Origin of the sequence: Candidatus Spongiisocius sp. (assembly GCF_965221825.1) — a bacterium.
GTDB lineage: Bacteria > Actinomycetota > Acidimicrobiia > Spongiisociales > Spongiisociaceae > Spongiisocius.
In genome coordinates, this window is sequence record NZ_OZ244917.1 from 549,741 (window position 1) to 569,634 (window position 19,894).

Consider the following 19,894-nt stretch of genomic DNA (forward strand, 5'->3'; position numbering starts at 1 on the left):
TCAGGTTTCCGAAACACTTTTGCGGCCACCGGTCATCCCTCGGCCCGGCCGCCCGATTACCCGGTGCCCGCCGCCCCTCAGTCCGGCTGTGGCAGTTGCTCCGTGTAGACCTCGTCCAACTGCCGGCCGCTCACAGCGTCGAGCCTTACCAGGGCCCGGAACAGAGGTGGGTTCTCCGCCGAGTAGAGGACAAGGTTCCAGACCGGGCGTGACCGCCCTCCCTCGAACCCGAGCGCCGCCGAGGCGTGGCCCACCGCGAACGGGGACAGGGATGCAGCCATGTCCAGCGCCTGCTCCTGGCCTACCGCCAGCGGCCAGGCCGTGCGGTAATGAAGATAGGCGAGGGCCAGCAGCCCGATCGCGACCACCCAGAGGCCGGTACCGAGGTTGGCCAGCGCTCCGAGCGCGGCCAGCAGACCTGCGGTCACATAGATACGGGCGCCGATCCGGCGGCGGGCCGGCGAGGGGAACCGGTACGGACCCAACTGTCCGGAATCGAGATCGTCCGGGACTCCCGCCGCCTCGGCGACTTCGGCGGGAATGCGGATCCCGTCCATCAACGCTCCGCCGGAGACGGGTAGTCCCTCTGCGGGTAGCCGTTGTAGATCTGGCGCGGGCGCTTGAGCGGAGCGCTCGACGACTCCCTCATCTCCCGCAGCTGTGCCAGCCATCCCGGTAGCCGCCCCAGGGCGAACAGCACCGTGAACATCTCGCTGGGGAAGCCCATCGCCTGGTAGATGATGCCCGAGTAGTAGTCCACGTTGGGATAGATGCGCCGTTTGATGAAGAACTCGTCCGCCAAGGCCTCCTGCTCCAACCTGGACGCCAGGTCCAGCAGGGGATTGCTCTGATGATCGAGCAGGGCGCGTGCGTGGCGCTTGATGATCTGCGCTCGGGGATCGAAATTCCGGTAGACCCGGTGGCCGAAGCCCATGAGCCGGAAGGGGTCGTTCCGGTCCTTCGCACGGTCCAGGAACAGCCCGGTGTCGCCACCGGCCGCATGGATGTCCTCCAGCATCTCGATGACCCGCTGGTTGGCGCCACCGTGAAGGGGGCCGGACAGCGCCAGGACGCCGGCGCATATCGAGGAGAACAGGTCGGTCTGCCCGGAGCCGACCAGCCGGACCGCCGAGGTGGAGAGGTTCTGGCCGTGGTCGGCATGGAGAATCAGCAAGGCCTCCATCGCCCGGACATGGGCCGGGTTGAGCTGGTAGCCCTCGCTGCCGGAATTGAAGGTCATGTTGAGGAAGTCGGCCACGTAGCCCAGGCCGGGGTCGGGATCGATGTAGACCCGGTCCTGATCGCTGCGATGCGACCACGCCACCAGCGCCGGCATCATCGCCACCAGGCGGATAGCGCCCAGACGGTTGGCCTCCACCGATCCCGCTCCTCCCGTACCCGGGAAGTACGCGCCCAGCAGGGCGATCGCGGTGGCGATCTTCTGCATCGGATGGGTACCGGCCGGAAGCCCCTCCAGGATGTTCTCGAACCCCTCGGGCAGGGCGCTGTGCTCGGCTATCCGGCCCTCGAAATGGGCCATCTGTTCGGAGGTGGGCAGCTCGCCCCTGTCGAGCAGGTAAACCACCTCCAGGAACGTGGAGTTCTCGACCAACTGGTCCACCGGGTAACCGCGGTAGCGGAGAATCCCTGCCTCGCCGTCGATGAACGACACCGCGCTGATGGTTTCGGCGGTGTTCCCGTACCCGGGATCGAGCGTGACCATTCCGGTAGCCGCCCGGAGGCCCCGGATGTCCAGCGCCCGTTCGCCCTCTGTGCCCGATGCGATCGCTACGTCAATCGCATCCTCACCATCGACCCGGATGGTTGCCTTATCCATGAGCTGTGCTGGTCCCTCCCTACTCGGACTCGGCCTTGGCCGCCGCCACCACCCGCTGCACCTCCTGCGGGGGAGCAGGCTCGTAGCGGGCGAACTCGATGTCGAAAGATCCACGCCCTCCGGTCATCGACCGCAGGTCCACGGAGTAACGCTGCACCTCGGCCATCGGGACTTCCGCTGTCAGGACCCGGCTCCGTCCATCGGCGTCCATCCCGAGCACCCGCCCTCGCTTGGCATTGATGTCACCGATCACGTCGCCCATGTAGTCCTCAGGCACCCGGACGGTGACAACGGCGATGGGTTCGAGGATGGTAGCCCGCAGGTCGGAGGCCGCGGCCCGGACGGCCATGATCCCCGCCATCCGGAAGCTGAGCTCATCCGAGTCGACCGAATGGAACTTGCCGTCGTAAACGGTGGCCCGGACATCGATGACGGGGTAACCGGCCAGGATGCCCCGCACGAGGGCCTCCCGGATCCCCTTGTCGACCGCCGGAATGAGACTCCGCGGAATGGAGCCGCCCTTGATCTGATCCACGAACTCGTAACCCTGGCCCCGCTGGTTGGGCTCGAACCTCACGTAGGCCACACCGAACTGGCCCCGCCCGCCCGACTGCTTCTTGTGCTTGCCCTCCACGTCGGCCCGCCCCTGGATGGTCTCCCGGTAGGGAATGCGCGGCACACCGGTGTCGACCTCGACTCCGAAACGCCGCGCGACCTTGGCCAGCGTGACGCTGACATGTGCCTCCCCGAGACCCGAGAGGACCGTCTCGCTGGTCTCGGCGCGACGGTCCACCAAGATGGTGGGGTCCTCCTCCTGGACGCGGGCCAGAGCGGTGGAGAGCTTGTCCTCATCCTGGGTGGAGCGGGGCGACACGGTCACCTCGTGCACCGGGCGGGGGACGCGGACCGGTGAGATCTCGGTATCGCATCCGGGGGTCCGAAGCGTGTCGCCCACCCGCAGGTTGTCGAGTTTGGCCACCGAGCCGATGGAACCCACGGTCGCCACCGGCAACCCGGCGTGGTCCTTGCCCTGGAGTGAGAAGAGGCTGGACATCTTGAGCTTGTGCCCGCCCGGGTTCTCGAGGATCGTGTCGGGCTTGAACGAGCCCGAGAAGACCCGGAAGGTATTGACCCGGCCCACGTACTGATCGCCTGATGTCTTGAAGGTGTAGGCCACCGCCGGGGCGTCGACGTCGGCCACCAGCTCGCCGCTCAAAGTGGCCGGCATGGTCCGCTCCAGAGGATCGGGTCCGAAGTCGACCATGAACTCGGCCAGGGTGTCGATTCCCACCAGGGTTCCGGCCGAACCCACCAGCACCGGGAAGATCTCCCCCTCCAGCATCCCGTCGTGGATGACCTCCACCATCCGCTCGGCAGACGGTTCCTCGCCCTCGAAGTAGGCCTCCAGCAGGTCGTCGTCGGTCTCCACCACCGATTCGACCAGGGCCGAACGGGTCTCCTCGAAGGTGTCTGCGACCTCGGGCGGAACGTCGACCGGCGTGCCCTCCGTCCGGCCCGACCCGTACCGGTAGGCGCGGCCTGACACCAACCGGACCACCCCGCTCAGGCTCTGCTCCTCACCGACCGGAATCTGGATGGGAGCGATACGCTTGCCGAAAGACTCGACGAGCTCGTCCAGTGTGCGGGAGAACGAGGCGCGGTCCCTGTCGAGTTTGTTGACGAAGACCACGCGGGGGATACCCTCCAGGCGGGCGGCCTCCCACAGGATCTCGGTCTGCACCTCGACGCCGTCGACGGCGGAGACCACGAAGACAGCCAGGTCCACGGCTCGCAGCGCCGCCAGCGCCTCGCCCACGAAATCGGCGTACCCGGGGGTGTCGATGAGGTTGACCCGGGTCCCGTTGTGATCGAAGGACGCCACTCCGATCCCCAGCGAGCCCTGTCTCTCGATCTCCTCGGGCTCGTGATCCATGACCGTGTTGCCGGCATCGACGGAGCCGATGCGGTTGATCTCGCCGGCGTTGAAGAGGAGAGCTTCTGCCACAGAGGTCTTGCCGGAACCTCCATGGCCGAACAGGCCCACATTTCGAATGTTCTCCGGTCGCATCCTCCTCCGCTTCCTTGTCGGGCATCCGAGTGTAGGCAATCATACGATGCTTGCCGTCTGTGGTACCTTCCCCACGAGAGGAGCCGCCGTGATCGAAGTCTGGGCCCGCGGGCATGTCGAAAGAGTGGTGGCTCCGATCGGCCGTAGCCTGGCCCGCATCGGGGTGCGGCCCGCCCACCTGACCGTGACCGGGCTGGTGGTCACCCTGGCCGGATCGATCCTGCTGGCCAACGGAGCCGTGGTTGCCGGCGCCCTGGTGATCCTGGGCGGTTCGGCCCTCGACGGGCTGGACGGGTCGGTTGCCCGGGCCTCGGGATCGGATTCGCCGCGGGGGGCGCTGCTCGACTCCGTGTTCGACCGCATCGGTGAGACGGCCATGTTCGCGGCTTGCTCCTTCTGGCTTACGTCCCGGCTGTCGCCCCAGGAAGGCGACCCCGCCCTCGTGGTGCTGTGCGTCCTGAGCCTGGGCGCCTCGCTGGTCATCTCGTACCTCCGCGCCAAGGCCGACATCGGGCGGGTCGAGGGTCGGGGCGGCCTGATGGGCCGCGCCGAGCGGGTCATCCTCTTTGCGGCCGGGTTCCTCTTCGATCAGGTCTCGGTCATGCTGTGGCTGATGGCCATCCTCACCTGGCTAACCGTCTTCCAGCGGTTCTTCAAGACCTGGCGGCAGCTGTCACCGGGTGACTGACCTGCTCACCTACCTGGCCTACCGGGCAGGCGCGGGGATCTTCGGAGCTCTCCCCGAACCGATCATCCGCCGCCTGGGCGGCTGGGCGGGCAGTCTCTGCTGGTTCTGGGCCCGGGAGCGCAAGGCCATGGCGATCCGGCACATGGGAAGGGTGCTCGGCCGGAGCGACGACGCCCGGGCGGTGGAGCGGGTGGCCCGGGACGTGTTCAGCGCCTACGGTCGCTACTGGGCGGAGACGCTCTGGTTCCGGCCGCGGCGGGCGGAGGCGGTGAGGTCGCGGGTGACGCTGGTCGGGCTGGAACACGTCCGGGCCGCCCAGGAGTCCGGGAGACCGATCGTCGCGGCGCTTCCCCACGTGGGCAACTGGGAGTTGGCGGGTACGCTGGCGGAGGATGCGGGGGTCCGGATCACCGCCGTAGCGGAGGCACTGGCCAACCGCCGGCTGGCCCGATGGTTCGTCGACCTGCGGGCCCGGCTCGGTATCCGGGTGGTGCTGGCGGAAGGCCTGTCCACGATGCGGGCACTGCGGAACGACATGCTGGAGGGACGCGTCATCGCGCTGGTCGCCGACCGCAACATCGGGGGCCGCTGCGTGGAAGTGGAGTTCTTCGGTGAGAGGACCACCCTGCCGGCCGGCCCGGCCGTCCTGGCGATCCGCAACGATGCGGTCCTGCTCCCCGTGGTCTCCTACTTCAAGCGGGGTGCGGGTCACCGGGTGGTGGTGCACGCTCCCATCGAGGACCCCGGCCCGGAGGACAGGAACCGGATGGCCGGCATCACCCAGCGGCTGGCGCACCGGTACGAGGACATGATCCGGGAAGCACCCACCCAATGGCACCTGGTGCAGCCCAACTGGCCGTCCGACCACGACTTCCTCGAACGACACGGAGGGGATGCGTGAAGGTCGCCGTGATCTCCCCGTACGCCCTGAACGTCCCGGGGGGTGTCCAGCAGCAGGTCCTCGGGCTGGTCGAGCATCTCCGGCGGCAGGGCCAGGAAGCAATCGCGGTGGCTCCGGCGGCCGGCTCCGGCGCCGACCGTGCGGACGCGGGCCGCTCGCTCATGTTTCCGGTCAACCGCTCCCGCGCGCCCATCGCTCTGTCGCCGATGGTCGTCCGCCGGGTGCGGGCCGCCGTGGCGGGCGCCGACGTGGTCCACGTACACGAGCCGATGGTTCCCCTGGCCGGCTGGGCGGCGCTCCGGACCGGGCGACCCACTGTGGTCACCTTCCACGCCGATCCATCTCCTATGTTCCGCGCCGCGTACCGGTGGGGGAGGAGCGCGGTGCGGCTGCTGCTGGGCGATGTTGTGGCTACCGCGGTTAGCCGAACCGCCCGGCGCGCCGTCGAGCCCCTCGGTCTCGACGTGACGGAGATCCCCAACGCAGTCGATGTGTCCTCGTTCAGGGTCGAGACGCCGCGCGACCCTCGCCGGCTGGCCTTCGTGGGCCGGCCCGACCCCCGTAAGGGCCGGGATCTGCTGCTATCCGCATGGCCGGCCGTGCGTTCCGAGATTCCGGATGCGCGGTTGGTGATGGTCGGTGGGGGAGACTCGCCCCCGATCGAGGGCGTCGACTACCTCGGGCGGGTGTCCGAGGCCGAGAAACGCTCGGTCCTGGCCGGAAGCGGCGTGTTCTGCGCTCCCAACCGGGGTGGCGAGAGCTTTGGAATAACCGTTGCGGAGGGCATGGCGGCGGGATGCGCGGTGGTGGCCAGCGACCTGGCCGCATTCGAGGACGTCCTCGGCGGGACGGGCCTCCTGTTCAGGAACGGCGACCCGGCCGGTCTGGCCGGCGCCCTCAAGGCGGTGCTGGCCGATCCGGCCCTGCGCGAACGCCTGGCGAAGGGGTCGTCAGCCCGGGTCGAAAGGTACGACTGGGGGCAGGTGATCTCCCGGTACACCGACCTGTACCGCATGGTCGCCGGGGCGCAAGCCGGATAGCAGAATAGGTTGCGTTGGGGGTTGGACCCGGTAGAATATTCTTGATAGTTGGTACTATTGAAAGGACAAAATCGCCATGGAACAGGGTACCAAGGCGGAGACGACCGGCACGCTGCGGGTGAAGCGTGGACTGGCCGAGATGCTCAAGGGTGGCGTGATCATGGATGTCGTCAACGCGGAGCAGGCGTCCATCGCCGAGGAATCCGGGGCGGTGGCGGTCATGGCGCTGGAGCGGGTACCCGCCGATATCCGGGCCCACGGGGGAGTGGCCCGTATGGCCGATCCGAGCAAGGTCGACGAGATCATCGACGCGGTCTCGATTCCGGTCATGGCCAAGGCCCGCATCGGACACTTCGTGGAGGCGCAGGTGCTCCAGAGCCTCGGCGTCGACTACATCGACGAGTCCGAGGTTCTAACCCCGGCCGACAGTCACCACCACATCGACAAGTGGGCATTCACCACGCCCTTCGTGTGCGGCGCCCGCAACCTCGGGGAGGCGCTGCGCCGCATCGCCGAGGGCGCCGCCATGATCCGCACGAAGGGGGAGCCGGGTACCGGCAACGTGGTCGAGGCCGTCACCCATATGCGGCGGATGAACCGCGAGATCGCCCAGGCGGCCGCGGCCGGTGACGACCAGTTGATGGCGCTGGCTCGCGACATGGGAGCACCGGTAGAACTGCTGCGGGAGGTAGCCGGGTCGGGCAGCCTGCCGGTAGTCAACTTCGCCGCCGGAGGCATCGCCACGCCCTCGGACGCCGCCATGATGATGCAGCTGGGATGCGACGGCGTATTCGTGGGTTCGGGAATCTTCAAGAGCGGCGACCCGGCGGTCCGGGCCAGGGCGATCGTGGAGGCCACCACCTTCTACCGCGATCCCCAGATCGTGGCCAAGGTGTCCCGCAACCTCGGCGAGGCCATGGTCGGGATCGAGATCGACGACATTCCCGCCGGCCAACGGATGCAGGAGCGAGGCTGGTAGAGGCCGCGCCCGAGGCGCCCGTGGTCGGCGTGCTCGCCCTCCAGGGAGATGTCCGCGAGCACGCCCGGATGGTGGCCGCCTCCGGTGGTATTCCCAGCGAGATCCGGACGCCCACCGATCTGGAGGACATCGACGCCCTGATCATTCCGGGAGGGGAATCGACGGCCATCGGGCGGCTCGCCACCCTCTACGGGCTGGTCGATCCCCTCCGCAAGCGCATCTCGGACGGGCTACCCACCCTCGGAACCTGCGCGGGGATGATCCTCCTGGCCTCGGAGGTGACCGGAGGAGACCAGCCTCTGCTGGGAGCGCTCGATATGGTGGTGGAGCGGAACGCGTTCGGCCGGCAGAACGAATCGTTCGAATGCGATCTGGCCGTGGACGGCTGGGAGGATGCGTTCCGCGCGGTCTTCATCCGGGCGCCCGTAGTGGACCGGACCGCCCCCGACATCGAGGTGCTGGCCAGCCACAACGGCCGGCCCGTGCTGGTGAGAAAGGACCATGTCATGGCGTGCGCCTTCCATCCCGAGCTCACGGGCGACCACCGGGTCCACCGGATGCTCATCGACCTCGTGGCCTGACGCCCGGCAGTAGGAGAGAGTCGATGGCCGGTCATTCCAAGTGGGCGAACATCAAGCACCGCAAGGGGCGGCAGGACGCCGCGCGCAGCAACCTGTTCGCCAAGCTGTGCCGCGCGGTCGAGGCGGCGGCTCGCCATGGTGGGGGCGACCCGGCGGGTAATGCCGTGCTGGCCACTGCCATCGACAAGGCCAGGTCTGCCTCGGTGCCCAAGGACAACATCGAGCGGGCCATCAAGCGCGGTACCGGGGAACTGGTGGGTGAGCGCCTCGACACGGTCTTCTACGAAGGTTACGCACCCGGGGGAGTGGCGTTGCTGGTCCAGGCGCTCACCGACAACCGCAACCGGGCCGCCTCCGACATCCGGTCCGCCTTCACCCGGAACGGCGGCAACCTCGGCGAGCCGGGATCCGTCGCCTACCTATTCGACCAGAAGGGTTACCTTCTAGTAGAAGGTGATGAAGACGAGATCCTGCTTGCTGCCCTCGAGTCGGGCGCCGAAGACGTCCGGGAGAGCGGTGACCAATTCGAGGTGATCACCGCGCCGACCGACTTCCCGGCTGTCCGGGATGCCCTGGCGGACGCCGAACTGTCCGTGCAGACCGCCGAGATCACCCAGCTCCCGTCCACAACCATCGCGCTGGACTCTTCCGGCGCCGCCAGGGTCCTGCGCCTTGTGGACACGCTGGACGAACTGGCCGACGTGCAAGGCGTCTACGGGAACTTCGACATCCCCGACGATTACCTGGCCAGGCTGGCGGAGTAGCGGATCAGACGACCACCACCTGGACGGTGTGGTAGCCGGTGGCTCCGTCCGGCCGCGGCGGAACTATCTCGGAGGTCTGGGTGGTTCCGGTCCGATCCGTGGCCCGCACCGCAATGATGTGAGAACCCGGAGTGAAGTCGTACTCGAGGTGCCACTGCCTCCATGTGTCGATGGCGAGCTCCTCGGGCAGGGTGGCCTCCATCCACGGCCCGTCATCGACCCGGACCTCGACCATGTCGATCCCTAGATTCTGGGCCCAGGCCACCCCTGCAATGGCCTGGGTGCCGGCCTCGACGGTGCCCGGGCGAGGCGTGTCGATACGTGACTGCGTCTTGATCGGCGCCTCCTTGGCCCAACCTCGTGGTATCCAGTAGGCGTCGAAGTCCTCCCATCGGGCGAATTCGACCTCGGACAGCCACTTGGTGGCGGAGACGTACCCGTACAGGCCGGAGACCACCAGTCGGGCGGGGAAGCCGTGCCTGACCGGAAGGGGCTCCCCGTTCATGCCGATGGCCAGCAGCGCTTCCCGTCCGTCGAACACTGCGGCAGTGGGGAAGCCGACCGTGAAACGATCGACCGAACGACCGATCAACTGCGTGCCTTCGGGCTGGACCCCGGCCTGCTCCACCAAGTCCTTCAGGGGGACGCCGAGCCACTTGGCGTTGCCGATCAGCTCGCCACCCACGGAATTGGATACGCAGCAAATCGTGATGTAGCGCTCCACCATGGGAAGGGACACCAGCTCGTCATAGGTGAGGCTGAATGGTGAGTCGACCAGTCCGGTGAAGCTGACCTCCCAGCTATCGATGTCGACGTTAGGGATGCTGAGGGCGGTGTCGATCCGGTAGAAGGTCTCGTTGGGCGTGATCAACTCCGACACCCCGTCCACCGCAGCGATCTGGGCGGGAGTCGGATCGGCCACGGTGCGGACCACCTCCATCTCGGCCTGCGTAGTGGTCGTGGTCTCCGCCACCGCGGCCTCTTCGACTGCTGCCCCGGTGGTGGCCGACGCGGTGGTAGCGGTGGTACTCGCGGCGGCGGCGGTGGTCGAGGGTGAGGCGGCCACCGTGGGCAGGGTGACCTGTTCCCGGGCGGCTACCGCCGACTGCGTCCGGCCCGAAGCGATCCGTCCCACCACCACCTGGCCGATGGCTAGCACCACTGCGGCGCCCGAGGCGGTCACGAAGGTCCGCCGGGAGTCCGGAGTCACGCCGGGGACCGGATCGGCAGACCCGGTGGTAGGTCCCTGGAGGAGACGGCAGAGCAGGACCAGCACCGCGATGCCGCTCCCGGCCGCAGCGACGGCCGGGATGAGGGTGGCCCCGGCGGTGGCCAGCGGATCGGTGATTCCCAGCGCGAAGCCAAGTACGCCGAAGGCGATGAACCCGACAGCCGCCACCTGCATGCGCTTGCGGGCCACCACGCCCAGCAGGCCGCCGATAAGAGTCGTCACCACCACGATCCCTCCGATCAGGACCGCCTTGTCGTTGGTGCCGAAGACGGCGATGGCCCAGTCCTTGAGGGCGGCGGGTGTGATGTCGATGAACCTCTGCCCGATGGTCAGCACCAGGGACGGCGCCGACACGAAGAAGGAGGCGAGCATCTCGGACAGGGCCACGGCGAACCCGGTCGCCACCAACCCGGCGAGGAAGTAGTCCCTGGTCGATCTCCATCCGTCCGGGGGAGGGTTGGCGGATGATCCGGTTGTTCGGTCCGTTCCTTGGTCCATCGTTCAGACTCCATCCGGTCGGGTTAGGATCGTCGCGACAGGGAGTCTGCGGATCGTCCCGACTGAGCGTGTGTATTCAGTTGCCACTGGACAAGGATAGGGTCTTCAAGACCGCTATCGGGCCCGGACACCCGGTCCGGGCCGGCCATGTGGCCCCCCGCCTGTTGCAGTTGGAAACCAGCGCTACCAAGGGAAAGGACCCGGAAGAATGACCTCGACCCCGAGCGAAGCAGTCACCATCCCGCAGACCGAGGAGGAGTGGCGGGACAAGCTGACCCCGATGCAGTATCAAGTAGCGCGGGAAGCAGGCACCGAGCGGGCCTTCAGCGGTGAGTACTGGAACACCAAGGACGCCGGTACCTACATGTGCGTCGGCTGCGGCGTCCCGTTGTTCCGCAGCGAGGCCAAGTACGACTCCGGGACCGGCTGGCCCAGCTTCTACGAAGCGGTCGACGGAGCGCCGGTAGAGGAGCGCCACGACTACAGCTACGGCATGGTTCGCACCGAGGTCGTGTGCAGCAAGTGCGATTCCCATCTGGGCCACGTCTTCCCGGACGGCCCTCAACCAACCGGCCAGCGCTACTGCATGAACTCGGCCTCGCTCGACCTCGAACGCGACTGACCCGCCCGGACTCCCCCCATCTGGACAACCTGCGGTTGCTGTCCGGATAGGGGTTGAAAATGTCACACACTCGTTGTACGTTGTTTGGTAATCGTAATTACCAGCGGTCCATCTGTGACGTCGAACGGACCGCCTGAGGGATCATATCGTTCGAGGCCGCCCGCCAAGGCATAGCCGGCCGCGCCTCGAACCAAGGTGGTGGCGGTGGGGGTGGGCCCGGCGGGCCGGGCCCTCGTTCCGAGATTTTCGCGTTCTTATCCGGCTCGCCGAGCTATCCGCTGTTGCTGGGCGGCGGGATATGGCGGATCACTTCGTCGACCACCTTGCTGAAGGGGAGCGACTGCAACCAGACCCGCCCGGTTCCCTCCAGGGTCGCCAGGAACAGCCCCTCGCCTCCCAAGAACATGGTCGACGCCCGTCCGGCCCGCTCGATCGAGAACTCGATCTGGGGCTCGAACGCCACCACGCAGCCGGTGTCGATCCGGAGCTTCTCGCCCACCAAGCGCTTCTCGACGATCGTGCCGCCGGCGTGCAGGAACGCCATTCCGTCGCCTGAGATGTCCTGGAGGATGAATCCCTCACCACCGAAGAAGCCGGCGCCGAGCTTCCGGTTCAGGGAGATGTCGAGCTTGGTGCCCAGCGCAGCGCAGAGGAATGCGTCCTTCTGGGCCCGGATCCGGCCGCCGACCTGCGCGAGGTCGAGAGGCACGATCTTTCCCGGATAGGGAGCCGCGAACGCAACCGTTCGCCGGCCTCCTCCATGGTTGGTGAAGTGAGACAGGAAGACCGACTCGCCCGATATCGCCCGCTTGCCGGCCGACTTGAGCTTCCCCCACGCCCCCTGCTTGGGCTCCGACCCGTCGCCCATCTTGACCTCGAACGTGATGCCGTCCTCCACGTACATCATCGCCCCGGACTCGGCGACCACCGTCTCCTGCGGGTCCAGTTCCACCTCCACGAACTGGAGGTCCTCGCCCACGATCCGGTAATCGACCTCATGACTCCTCATGCCAGAACCTCCAGAAACACCAGTGCGGATGGATCGCTCCAGAACCTACCAGTCGGACAGCCGTAAACGAGGGAGCCTGATCGCCTCAGGAACGGTATCGATGCTCGCGGGCATTCGATCGATCCTTCTAGAAAATATATCTGACATTTCTAAGGCTCGTTCAAAATCTGTCACAGAGTGTCGATATACTCGTTTATATGTACGAAGTAGCTTTCCACGACGCCGATTCCATACTGATCGCTGAGAACAACCTCAAGGAAGCCCAGCGGGAGATCGACCGCCTCCGCGGCCGGCAACTCGCCTGGCTGAGGACGGTGATCCGCCGGCGGGGGATCGTCCGCGACGGATACCGGTCCCTGGTCGATTGGACGGCCTCCCGGCTCGACATACCGCATACGGTCGCCCGCGACCTCGCCTACCTGGCCAGACGGCTGGACGACGACACCATCGACCTGATGAAGCGAGGCCATCTCCCGTTCGACCGGACCGTCATCACCCAGCGGCTCCGCCAGGCAGGAGCGAGCCCCGCCGACGTTGCCGCGTCAGTTGATCTCGACCTGGCGGGTGTCGCGAAGCTGGCCACCAGGTTCCGCAAGCTCAGCAGGGGCGACGAGCGGACCGCTTTCGAGCGACAGTACGTGAACCTGAAGGTGTCCGAGGACGGCACCGTTTGGCACCTATCGGGTCGCCTCGCCGCCACCGACGGCCAGATCGTCCGCAGGGCGCTCGACCGGCGGGCCGACCGGATCCCGCCCCTCTCCACTCCGTCCGAATCCGATTCTGAGCTGTCGCCAGGGCAGAAGCAGGCCATCGGTCTCACCACCATGGCCCAAGACGACCTCGACCAGCATCTCAAACCGGGTGATCCCACCGGTAGGGAACCGGTCATCATGCTCGTCAAGGACCAGGCCCTCGCCCAAGAGTCGGGCAACACCCGAGGCGTCGAGTTGTTCAACGGTCCTCGAGTCGGACCCCAGGCTGTTGAACAAGTCGAATGCGAAGGACGCAGCGAACCGGTCACCCTCCATGACGGCGAAATAGCAGCAACCGGGCCGCCACAGCGCCAGGTTCCCAAGCAGCTACGGCGTGCCGCACTAGCCCGAGACCGCAAGTGCGTGATCGACTCATGCCAGAGCAGCTACCGCCTCCAAACGCACCACGTCGTCCCCAGACGGGACGGCGGAACCAACACTGCCGCCAACCTCGCCACCCTCTGCTGGTACCACCATCACATCGCCATCCACCGCCGCGGACACCGCATCGATTCCGACACACCACCACACCGCCGCCGGCTACTCCCACCCCGAACATGGAGCCACTACCGGCATCCCACCAACGTCGAATACCTCAGCCCCTTCCAACAACAGGAACGGGCCTACCAGAACTTCCTCGACAAGTACCGCCCCGAACAACCCCACCCCGGCGGATAGACCCCAACACGCACCCCGCAGATCACTCCAACCGTCGGGCCACCGCGCCCGCGTGCGTCACTAACTCCGCGACCCAACATACAATTCTCCTTAATGGAGTCCATCCTGACGAAGGGAAATGCCTCCCGACCCCCGGGCTCCGAACAGGGAAGCTTCCGGGGTCGGCCAGAACGTCAGGTTGGATGTCGCCCTCCAAGAGAGGTGACGATCCATGTCACGGGAGCTGGCCGCCACCTCGCCACTCCATCTGCGCTCTCCGTCTGTGCCACCGATACGACGTTCCCCGTGCAACAGCCTTTCGGCCGGAGCCCCGGCCGGAAACCACCCAACTCGGAAAGGAGGCAGTAATGGTTGGGTATCCAGAGCTATCTCTTAGGAGGAGGGAGAAGCCTCCTTCGATGAGCCTGCCAGTCATACTGATAACGGCCGTGACGATAGTTGCCATGCTCCGTGAGACGCCACGTCCGGCCCTGGCGGTCGGCCCCGCTCCCGTCCTGCTATGCCCTGGCCCTATCGAGGAAGGCGAGTCCGGTCAGTTCGGAATGCGGTGGCCCGGTTCCTACCTGCTCTCACCGGTGACTGTCGCTACCCACCACGATGGCCACACCGCCGGCCCCGGCGACTACGTTCACTATCACGGGCTGATCGTTCTTGGCGACGGCGTCACTGAGACCCACTGGGTCCCGGTGTCGACCATCGAGGACTCCCGGATCGAACATGATGAGACCTTCGAAATCGGTCTCTTTACCGTTGGAGGGTTCGAGTCCTGCGTCATCACGATCGAAGATGACGACGCCCCCGCCATCACCGACGTGGCCGTTTCCTCCATCCCGCTTCGGGGAGATGTCTATCGCAGCGGAGAGAACATCGATGTCACCTTGACCTTCGATCGGCAAGTCGATGTGGCCGGTGACGCTTCCTTGACTCTTCTCTTCGGAGACGCGGATCATCACACGCCAAGGGAGGCGGGTTACCTCGAGGGCTCCGGAACCAGATTCCTGGTCTTTCGCTACCAGGTCCAACCTTCCGACAGCGATCCTGACGGCATTGCTGTCAGCAGCGCAGAGGCAAGTGAGGAAGACGGCTCGATCCAAGGCTTCAGCGCCATCGTGTATGCAAGGGGAACGGACATTCCCGTCGACTACACCCATGCCGGTATAGAGAGGGCGTCCAGCCACAAAGTCGACGGCAGCCCCCGTGTCGAGCACGTCGGGGTCATTTCGACGCCACCGGACGGATGGGAGGCCTACCGCGCCTACCAGACCATCGAGATCGCCCTCGACTTCGACACCGACGTGGTAGTGGAAGGCGAGGTGGGCCTGGCGCTCTATGTCGGTCTGGTTGAGAACAACTGGGCCGAGGCGTGGAGGGAAGCCGGCTACCTCAGAGGCTCGGGCACCGACACCCTGGTCTTCGGCTACACCGTGGAGCCGGGGGACATGGACATCAGGGGAATCGCCATCCCTCATGGCGCCACTGCCGTCCTGGGCAGCGGAACCATCACGGCAGCAGGCACCGACGTCGAACACCTGGAGCACTTCCCGGCCACCGGCCACCTGCCGGATCACAGGATCGACACTGCACCTCCCACAATCTCAGGCATCTACCTGATGTCCCGGCCCGCCGATGGGGAAGCCTACGAGGTGGGAGAAGTCGTTCGCGTGGAAGTGGTTTTCGGTGAACCGGTCACCAGGAGCGGCGACCTACAGTTCGCACTGGAAATCGGTGGAACGACCCGGCTCGCCTCGCTCCGGCCCGAGCCCGACCCTGACCGCCGCTACGACAACGACATGGAATTCGAATACCAGGTCCAGAGCGGCGACACCGACTCCGACGGCATCGCGTTCAGAGCCAACAGCCTGAAACTCAACGGCGGCACCATCCACGACCGCGCCGGCAACCCCGCCGACCTCTCCCACGAACCCGTAGCCGCCAACCCCCTCCATCTGGTCGGTACCAACCACGAGCGTTAGCGGCTCGTCGAAACGAGCAAGGGGACCTGGATGACCCGGAGATGCTGCCGCTGGCCGGCGCCCCGCCGCTCCTGGTCCTCGGTAGGGAAGTGCCGCTGGGATCGGGCTACGCCGACCTCCTGGGGGTGGAAGCGTCAGGCCGACCGGTCATCATCGAGATCAAGCTGGCGCAGAACAACGAGGCCCGCCGCGCCGTCGTCGCACAGATCCTCGCCTACGCCGCGAACCTCCACGGCACGACCCGGGAACAACTGGAGGACCGCTTCGGTGCGAACCTGAGACAACGCGGCTACGAGACCCTCGTGGATGCGGTGAGGTCGGTCCAGGACGAAACGCTGGACTCCGACGAATTCACGACATCCCTCGACGAGCATCTGCAAGAGGGAAGGTTCCGGCTCGTGTTCGTACTAGACGATGTGCCGGGGGAGTTGATGACCCTGGTGGCCTACCTGGAACACGTGACCGACAAGCTGATAATCGACCTGGTCGCCGTCAACTCCTTCGACGTGGACGGCACCTCCGTCGTCTTGCCGCAACGGGTAACGCCCGAGCAGCACGAGGTCACCGTCCGGAAGAAGCGCCGAGGGGAGTCGGGCACTCTCTATCCCGGAGGCAAGAGATTCGAGGAGAGCATCAGCCAGGCGCCTTCCGATAGCCACGAGACACTGCACCGGCTCCTGCAGTGGGCGCGGGGAATCGAGAAACAGGGCTTCGTGCGACTCGCCACCTACGAGGGCAAGGGCGCGAAGCGGTTCACCCTCCTACCGCGACTGGTTGTCGAGAACGTGGGCTTGGTCACGATCTGGAATGAGCGAGGCGCATCCCTCCAGTTCTGGCGCAGCGTCTTCGACAAGAAGGCCCCTCAATTCATCGACCGGATCGAGGAGCTGTCGGGGACCCGGGTAGGGCAGGGAAACACCACCCGGAACACCAGCGAGGAACTGCTCCAGGCCCTGACGGAAACGTACAAACACGCGGCTCGGTAACGGCCTACCTCTCGGATCTGGACGGATGCGAGAGCCTTACAACGTCGCTTCAAGTATTCGATAGGATCCGAGACAAAGCCGTATCCGCTTCGAATCCGGAGGAGGAGCCAACACACCACGTCATCTCGGCCAGCTGGTTAAAAAAGGGACTGCCCGGCGCCTGAAAGGCGCTATCGACAGTTCACGGAAGTCAGTCATCCTTGACTGACTTCGTCGAGCAGATCGTCGGGATTCCAGATCCGCTCCGCTAGCTTCAGGTACAGCTTGCCACGGGTCTCTATTTCCGTCCGCTTGAATTGCTCGTGCGGACGGAATGGCAGACCGCTCTGCTGAACGAATTGAACGAATCCCGGGTTGCGCTCGTAGGCCATGGGACGCAGCGAGCGAGCCAGAAGATTCTGCGTATTGTAGTGTGGCAATTTTTCTTCATAAGGTACATTACCGTAACTGGCATTGAATCTCTTTGGGAGCAACAACAACCCGCCGATCCGGTTTCGCTCCTCCGCAAAGTCTATGGGGTGGTCGAATTCGTCTTTGTGTCGTTCTGGGTGATTCGCCCAGATGTGCTCAATCTCGTAGCGGGGCTGGGAACGGGAAACGAACTTGGGGTAGCTCGGCGGGCAACCCGAGGCCGTCTCAACGTAGTCGGTCATGCGGGCGAGGATTCGGCGCAGGTAGGCGCGGTTCTGCTGATGGACACGGAGCCTAGAATTGCTCTGGAACTGCTCGGTCTGTCGACCGAGACGATCGTGCAGGAGCGAGGCGAGTGGCTGAGCGTCCAGCCCGCGTATGTCTCTCATGACGAGGAACATCGCATACTGCATCGTCGAATAGGCGATCGAGCGGAAGTTCCAGATGCGCCAAGTGAGCAAGATGTCAACGAATCGGGCGACCAGCCGGAGCTTGATCTTGATCTTCGCCTCACTGTCTCCGGGACACAACGGCGCGAGTAGCAACATCTCCTGCAGTGTGAAGCCGTGGCCAGCATTGTAGAAGATGTGTTGCAATCCATCGGTGAGCGAATGCTGCGCGTCGCGAATCCGAAGAAACTGACGGCTATAGAAATCGAAGTCCTGTTGAACGAACTGGTAGAAGTCGTCAGCGCATTTGAGGCCTAGCCTCTCCCGCGCGTTGCGGAGCCAGCGGTGGAATTCCGTCCCGATCCGATCGAAGTCTTCTGCGGTTGCACCCTTGCGCCGCTCCCGAATCTTGTCCGCGTACTGGCTGCGCAGCCACGACTTGAAGAAGTCTCCGCCGTGTTCATCGCGTCGCTCGCTCAACTCTTGAACGCGGCGCCGCCAGAGGTCGTTCGCCGAAGTCCTACGGTGCGGCTCCATGTTCGCCAGCAGGTAGCCCTTAAGCATTTCCGTTGGGCTGAGCGAAAGCCCTCGGTCGTTCATTGTCTCAAATATGGTGTAGGCCTCTTCATCCGTATACGCGGAGATCTCAACCAGATGAACCTTGCCGATCAGCCAATAGATAAAATGAGGCAGCGCGTCCTCCCGTAGCTCAACGGGGAAATACGTTGCGATATCCTGATAACGCTCATCGAGGTTTTGTACCGATTCACTTTGCTCGCTGGAGTCGAATGGAACGCCGTCGAAGAGCGCCTCCATACAGGCGTCCCGTTCAGCAACCACGAGGTTAAAGGTCTTCTCACCGAAATGATCCGAAAAGATGAGATTGTCGATGTTGACCGAGTCGTCACGCGTGCGCTGCAAAGAGCGAAGAAAGATCAAGAGCAAAGTGAGCGTAGTTAGCCTTTGTTGACCATCGACAATAAAGCTTTTGCCATCACGCTGACTGATGATAATCGATCCAAGGAAGTAGTGAGGAAACTCCTTCACCATGCTCTTGGCCATTCCGGACTCGTACTCCGCGAAGAACATCTCGCTCAGGTCGTCGAGCAACTCGCGCACCTGCTTGGCCTCCCAACGGTACTCGCGCTGGTAATAGTCGATCGAGTACCTCACGTCCTGAAGCAGTTCGCGCACGCTCTTCGCTTTGGCCTCAATCGGCCTCAATCAATCCCTCCTATCACATGACGGCGGAGTCTGTAGCAGCTGAGATCGCAAGCAGTGCGACTCGGCGGGTCGGTCTCGCACGAGAAGCACCCAACGCTGTGGGTACAAGACGCTCAACTCGTTGTTGGCCCGTTCCGACGAACTGTTGCCCACGCTCTCCGGATCCCCAACCCAGAGCCGAACGCCGTGCTGCTCTGCTTCGACCCGTCGCGCCTCGACCACCGAAGCCCCTCCCATGAGGCATGATCGGGAGCCGAAGGGTTCTGGTCGCGCCGGGCTGCTGCACTATCCACAGCACATGATCGTAATGCGGCCATCCGTTCTCCGCGAAGTTGGCGAGACAACACCCGTCCCACCACCGGGGATACGGCACATGGATACATCGCCGAGGATCCCAGCCAGGGGGCGTTCAAGTCCCGGGTGCGAAACGGTCACGGAAGAACTGATCACATGCCCATCGTGCCTGTTCGAGGTGGCCGCCATCCGAGTCCTCGCCAGAACGGTGGCCCACATTGGGAAGGGGGGTCAAACATCTACATCTTCCCTGAGCCGTGGTTTGCGCCGCCATCACGGCGGTCCTCAGCGCTAGAGAACAGTTTACTGGAGAACGAGAGCTAGCCAGCAGACGAGGTGGGCATCGTCCTGGGTGATCTCTGGTAGGGGTTGGGGGGTACGTAGGGTTCGAGGCCCAGGTCGCGGATGATTTGGAGGATTTTCTGGGCCTGGTCGGCGGGGTCCTGCAGGTTCTTCATCGCGGCGCGGAAGGTTCGGATGGTGCGTTGGGAGTAGGGGGCGTGGAGGGTGTCGATTGCGCGGTCGATCTGGTCTTGGGTCATGGATGGGGGAGGGTGTAATCGGACGATTTCGGCTGCTCTGATCAGCGTTCGAGGGATTCGGGGCTCAAGGTTGGCTTTGTCGGCCAGTAGCCTTACCGGACACGGAGGACACAACCTGAGAGGGGAGCGACTGTGACCTCTGTTCCTGCGACCGACACCGCCCATGAGACCCTGACGCTGGCTGACATAGACGCAGCTACCGGCAAGAACCCGGATCCGACCGGTGACTTCGCCGCTGGTCGAACCCATGTCCATGAGAGCACGGACGACTTCCTCGCGTGCCTCGCCTCCCAGCCCCGAGAGCCGGCCAGCCGCTAACCGCCCGCCAATGCCCACCCATGAGGAGGCCGCCGCGTTCCTGCGCGACTTCCGGCGCATGACCTACCACGACATCCTGCCGTGAGCTGGGGGAGTGTCACTGCCGGGT

At 65.1% G+C, this 19,894-nt stretch carries 18 protein-coding genes; 11 read left to right on the forward strand and 7 right to left on the reverse strand.

The features are described 5' to 3' along the window. Window positions 1-77 precede the first annotated feature (77 nt). From ACOQPD_RS02530 to fusA, 3 genes are read right to left on the reverse strand one after another with little or no spacing between them, the layout of a single operon-like run. The gene (locus ACOQPD_RS02530; RefSeq protein ID WP_420613334.1) at window positions 78-557 is read right to left on the reverse strand and encodes a hypothetical protein; all 480 of its coding nucleotides are present in this window, start codon (window positions 555-557) and stop codon (window positions 78-80) included. Further along, window positions 557-1,837: a citrate synthase gene (locus ACOQPD_RS02535; protein ID WP_420613335.1), complete on the reverse strand. Its 1,281-nt coding sequence runs from the start codon at window positions 1,835-1,837 to the stop codon at window positions 557-559. The genes ACOQPD_RS02530 and ACOQPD_RS02535 overlap by 1 nt, the downstream gene beginning before the upstream one ends. Window positions 1,838-1,856: 19 nt before the next feature. Then, on the reverse strand, window positions 1,857-3,905 hold the full coding sequence (gene fusA / locus ACOQPD_RS02540; protein ID WP_420613336.1) for an elongation factor G: 2,049 nt from the start codon (window positions 3,903-3,905) through the stop codon (window positions 1,857-1,859). Window positions 3,906-3,993: 88 nt separating this feature from the next. On the opposite strand from fusA, the gene ACOQPD_RS02545 reads away from it, so the two are divergent. The 6 genes from ACOQPD_RS02545 (at window position 3,994) to ACOQPD_RS02570 (ending at window position 8,858) form a co-directional block, all read left to right on the forward strand. Then, window positions 3,994-4,593, forward strand: coding sequence for a CDP-alcohol phosphatidyltransferase family protein (locus tag ACOQPD_RS02545; RefSeq protein ID WP_420613337.1), 600 nt, complete (start codon window positions 3,994-3,996; stop codon window positions 4,591-4,593). After that, window positions 4,586-5,494: a phosphatidylinositol mannoside acyltransferase gene (locus ACOQPD_RS02550; protein WP_420613338.1), complete on the forward strand. Its 909-nt coding sequence runs from the start codon at window positions 4,586-4,588 to the stop codon at window positions 5,492-5,494. Before ACOQPD_RS02545 ends, ACOQPD_RS02550 begins: the two co-directional genes overlap by 8 nt. Further along, window positions 5,491-6,534 carry a glycosyltransferase family 4 protein gene (locus ACOQPD_RS02555; protein WP_420613339.1) on the forward strand — a complete coding sequence of 348 codons (1,044 nt, stop codon included), beginning with the start codon at window positions 5,491-5,493 and terminating at the stop codon, window positions 6,532-6,534. Before ACOQPD_RS02550 ends, ACOQPD_RS02555 begins: the two co-directional genes overlap by 4 nt. 76 nt (window positions 6,535-6,610) lie before the next feature. Further along, a complete protein-coding gene (gene pdxS / locus ACOQPD_RS02560; protein WP_420613340.1) occupies window positions 6,611-7,513 on the forward strand; it encodes a pyridoxal 5'-phosphate synthase lyase subunit PdxS in 903 nt (300 codons plus the stop codon). A 20-nt stretch (window positions 7,514-7,533) separates the two neighbouring features. Then, on the forward strand, window positions 7,534-8,094 hold the full coding sequence (gene pdxT, locus ACOQPD_RS02565; RefSeq protein ID WP_420613341.1) for a pyridoxal 5'-phosphate synthase glutaminase subunit PdxT: 561 nt from the start codon (window positions 7,534-7,536) through the stop codon (window positions 8,092-8,094). 23 nt (window positions 8,095-8,117) lie between these two features. Next, window positions 8,118-8,858, forward strand: a complete 741-nt coding sequence (locus tag ACOQPD_RS02570) for a YebC/PmpR family DNA-binding transcriptional regulator (protein ID WP_420613342.1) — start codon at window positions 8,118-8,120, stop codon at window positions 8,856-8,858. Between the two features lie 4 nt (window positions 8,859-8,862). On the opposite strand, the gene ACOQPD_RS02575 is transcribed toward ACOQPD_RS02570, so the two are convergent. Continuing rightward, window positions 8,863-10,587, reverse strand: coding sequence for a molybdopterin-dependent oxidoreductase (locus ACOQPD_RS02575; protein ID WP_420613343.1), 1,725 nt, complete (start codon window positions 10,585-10,587; stop codon window positions 8,863-8,865). Between the two features lie 208 nt (window positions 10,588-10,795). Between ACOQPD_RS02575 and msrB the strand changes: the two genes are divergently transcribed. Continuing rightward, entirely contained in the window at window positions 10,796-11,209 is a 414-nt protein-coding gene (gene msrB / locus ACOQPD_RS02580) for a peptide-methionine (R)-S-oxide reductase MsrB (protein ID WP_420613344.1), read from the forward strand. A gap of 271 nt (window positions 11,210-11,480) precedes the next feature. Here the strand turns inward: msrB and ACOQPD_RS02585 are convergent, their stop codons facing one another. Beyond that, window positions 11,481-12,218 carry a TIGR00266 family protein gene (locus ACOQPD_RS02585; protein WP_420613345.1) on the reverse strand — a complete coding sequence of 246 codons (738 nt, stop codon included), beginning with the start codon at window positions 12,216-12,218 and terminating at the stop codon, window positions 11,481-11,483. Between the two features lie 197 nt (window positions 12,219-12,415). Between ACOQPD_RS02585 and ACOQPD_RS02590 the strand changes: the two genes are divergently transcribed. The 3 genes from ACOQPD_RS02590 (at window position 12,416) to ACOQPD_RS02600 (ending at window position 16,607) form a co-directional block, all read left to right on the forward strand. Continuing rightward, the gene (locus tag ACOQPD_RS02590) at window positions 12,416-13,648 is read left to right on the forward strand and encodes an HNH endonuclease (RefSeq protein WP_420613346.1); all 1,233 of its coding nucleotides are present in this window, start codon (window positions 12,416-12,418) and stop codon (window positions 13,646-13,648) included. A 398-nt stretch (window positions 13,649-14,046) separates the two neighbouring features. Next, the gene (locus ACOQPD_RS02595) at window positions 14,047-15,621 is read left to right on the forward strand and encodes a hypothetical protein (RefSeq protein WP_420613347.1); all 1,575 of its coding nucleotides are present in this window, start codon (window positions 14,047-14,049) and stop codon (window positions 15,619-15,621) included. 41 nt (window positions 15,622-15,662) lie between these two features. Beyond that, entirely contained in the window at window positions 15,663-16,607 is a 945-nt protein-coding gene (locus ACOQPD_RS02600; protein WP_420613348.1) for a hypothetical protein, read from the forward strand. A 194-nt stretch (window positions 16,608-16,801) separates the two neighbouring features. Here ACOQPD_RS02600 and ACOQPD_RS02605 read toward each other — a convergent pair whose 3' ends face one another. Both ACOQPD_RS02605 and ACOQPD_RS02610 read right to left on the reverse strand, forming a co-directional pair. Then, a complete protein-coding gene (locus tag ACOQPD_RS02605) occupies window positions 16,802-18,631 on the reverse strand; it encodes a DUF262 domain-containing protein (RefSeq protein ID WP_420613349.1) in 1,830 nt (609 codons plus the stop codon). A gap of 614 nt (window positions 18,632-19,245) precedes the next feature. Further along, window positions 19,246-19,467, reverse strand: coding sequence for a hypothetical protein (locus ACOQPD_RS02610; RefSeq protein ID WP_420613350.1), 222 nt, complete (start codon window positions 19,465-19,467; stop codon window positions 19,246-19,248). Window positions 19,468-19,599: 132 nt separating this feature from the next. On the opposite strand from ACOQPD_RS02610, the gene ACOQPD_RS02615 reads away from it, so the two are divergent. Next, the gene (locus tag ACOQPD_RS02615) at window positions 19,600-19,785 is read left to right on the forward strand and encodes a hypothetical protein (protein WP_420613351.1); all 186 of its coding nucleotides are present in this window, start codon (window positions 19,600-19,602) and stop codon (window positions 19,783-19,785) included. Window positions 19,786-19,894 lie beyond the last annotated feature (109 nt).

Coding starts and splice junctions, on each gene's coding strand:
- ACOQPD_RS02590 (WP_420613346.1), top strand. CDS start 12,416: ATGTACGAAGTAGCTTTCCACGACGCCGATTCCATACTGATCGCTGAG.
- ACOQPD_RS02570 (WP_420613342.1), top strand. CDS start 8,118: ATGGCCGGTCATTCCAAGTGGGCGAACATCAAGCACCGCAAGGGGCGG.
- ACOQPD_RS02600 (WP_420613348.1), top strand. CDS start 15,663: ATGCTGCCGCTGGCCGGCGCCCCGCCGCTCCTGGTCCTCGGTAGGGAA.
- ACOQPD_RS02595 (WP_420613347.1), top strand. CDS start 14,047: ATGAGCCTGCCAGTCATACTGATAACGGCCGTGACGATAGTTGCCATG.
- pdxS (WP_420613340.1), top strand. CDS start 6,611: ATGGAACAGGGTACCAAGGCGGAGACGACCGGCACGCTGCGGGTGAAG.
- ACOQPD_RS02530 (WP_420613334.1), bottom strand. CDS start 557: ATGGACGGGATCCGCATTCCCGCCGAAGTCGCCGAGGCGGCGGGAGTC.
- fusA (WP_420613336.1), bottom strand. CDS start 3,905: ATGCGACCGGAGAACATTCGAAATGTGGGCCTGTTCGGCCATGGAGGT.
- ACOQPD_RS02535 (WP_420613335.1), bottom strand. CDS start 1,837: ATGGATAAGGCAACCATCCGGGTCGATGGTGAGGATGCGATTGACGTA.
- ACOQPD_RS02585 (WP_420613345.1), bottom strand. CDS start 12,218: ATGAGGAGTCATGAGGTCGATTACCGGATCGTGGGCGAGGACCTCCAG.
- ACOQPD_RS02610 (WP_420613350.1), bottom strand. CDS start 19,467: ATGACCCAAGACCAGATCGACCGCGCAATCGACACCCTCCACGCCCCC.
- msrB (WP_420613344.1), top strand. CDS start 10,796: ATGACCTCGACCCCGAGCGAAGCAGTCACCATCCCGCAGACCGAGGAG.
- ACOQPD_RS02575 (WP_420613343.1), bottom strand. CDS start 10,587: ATGGACCAAGGAACGGACCGAACAACCGGATCATCCGCCAACCCTCCC.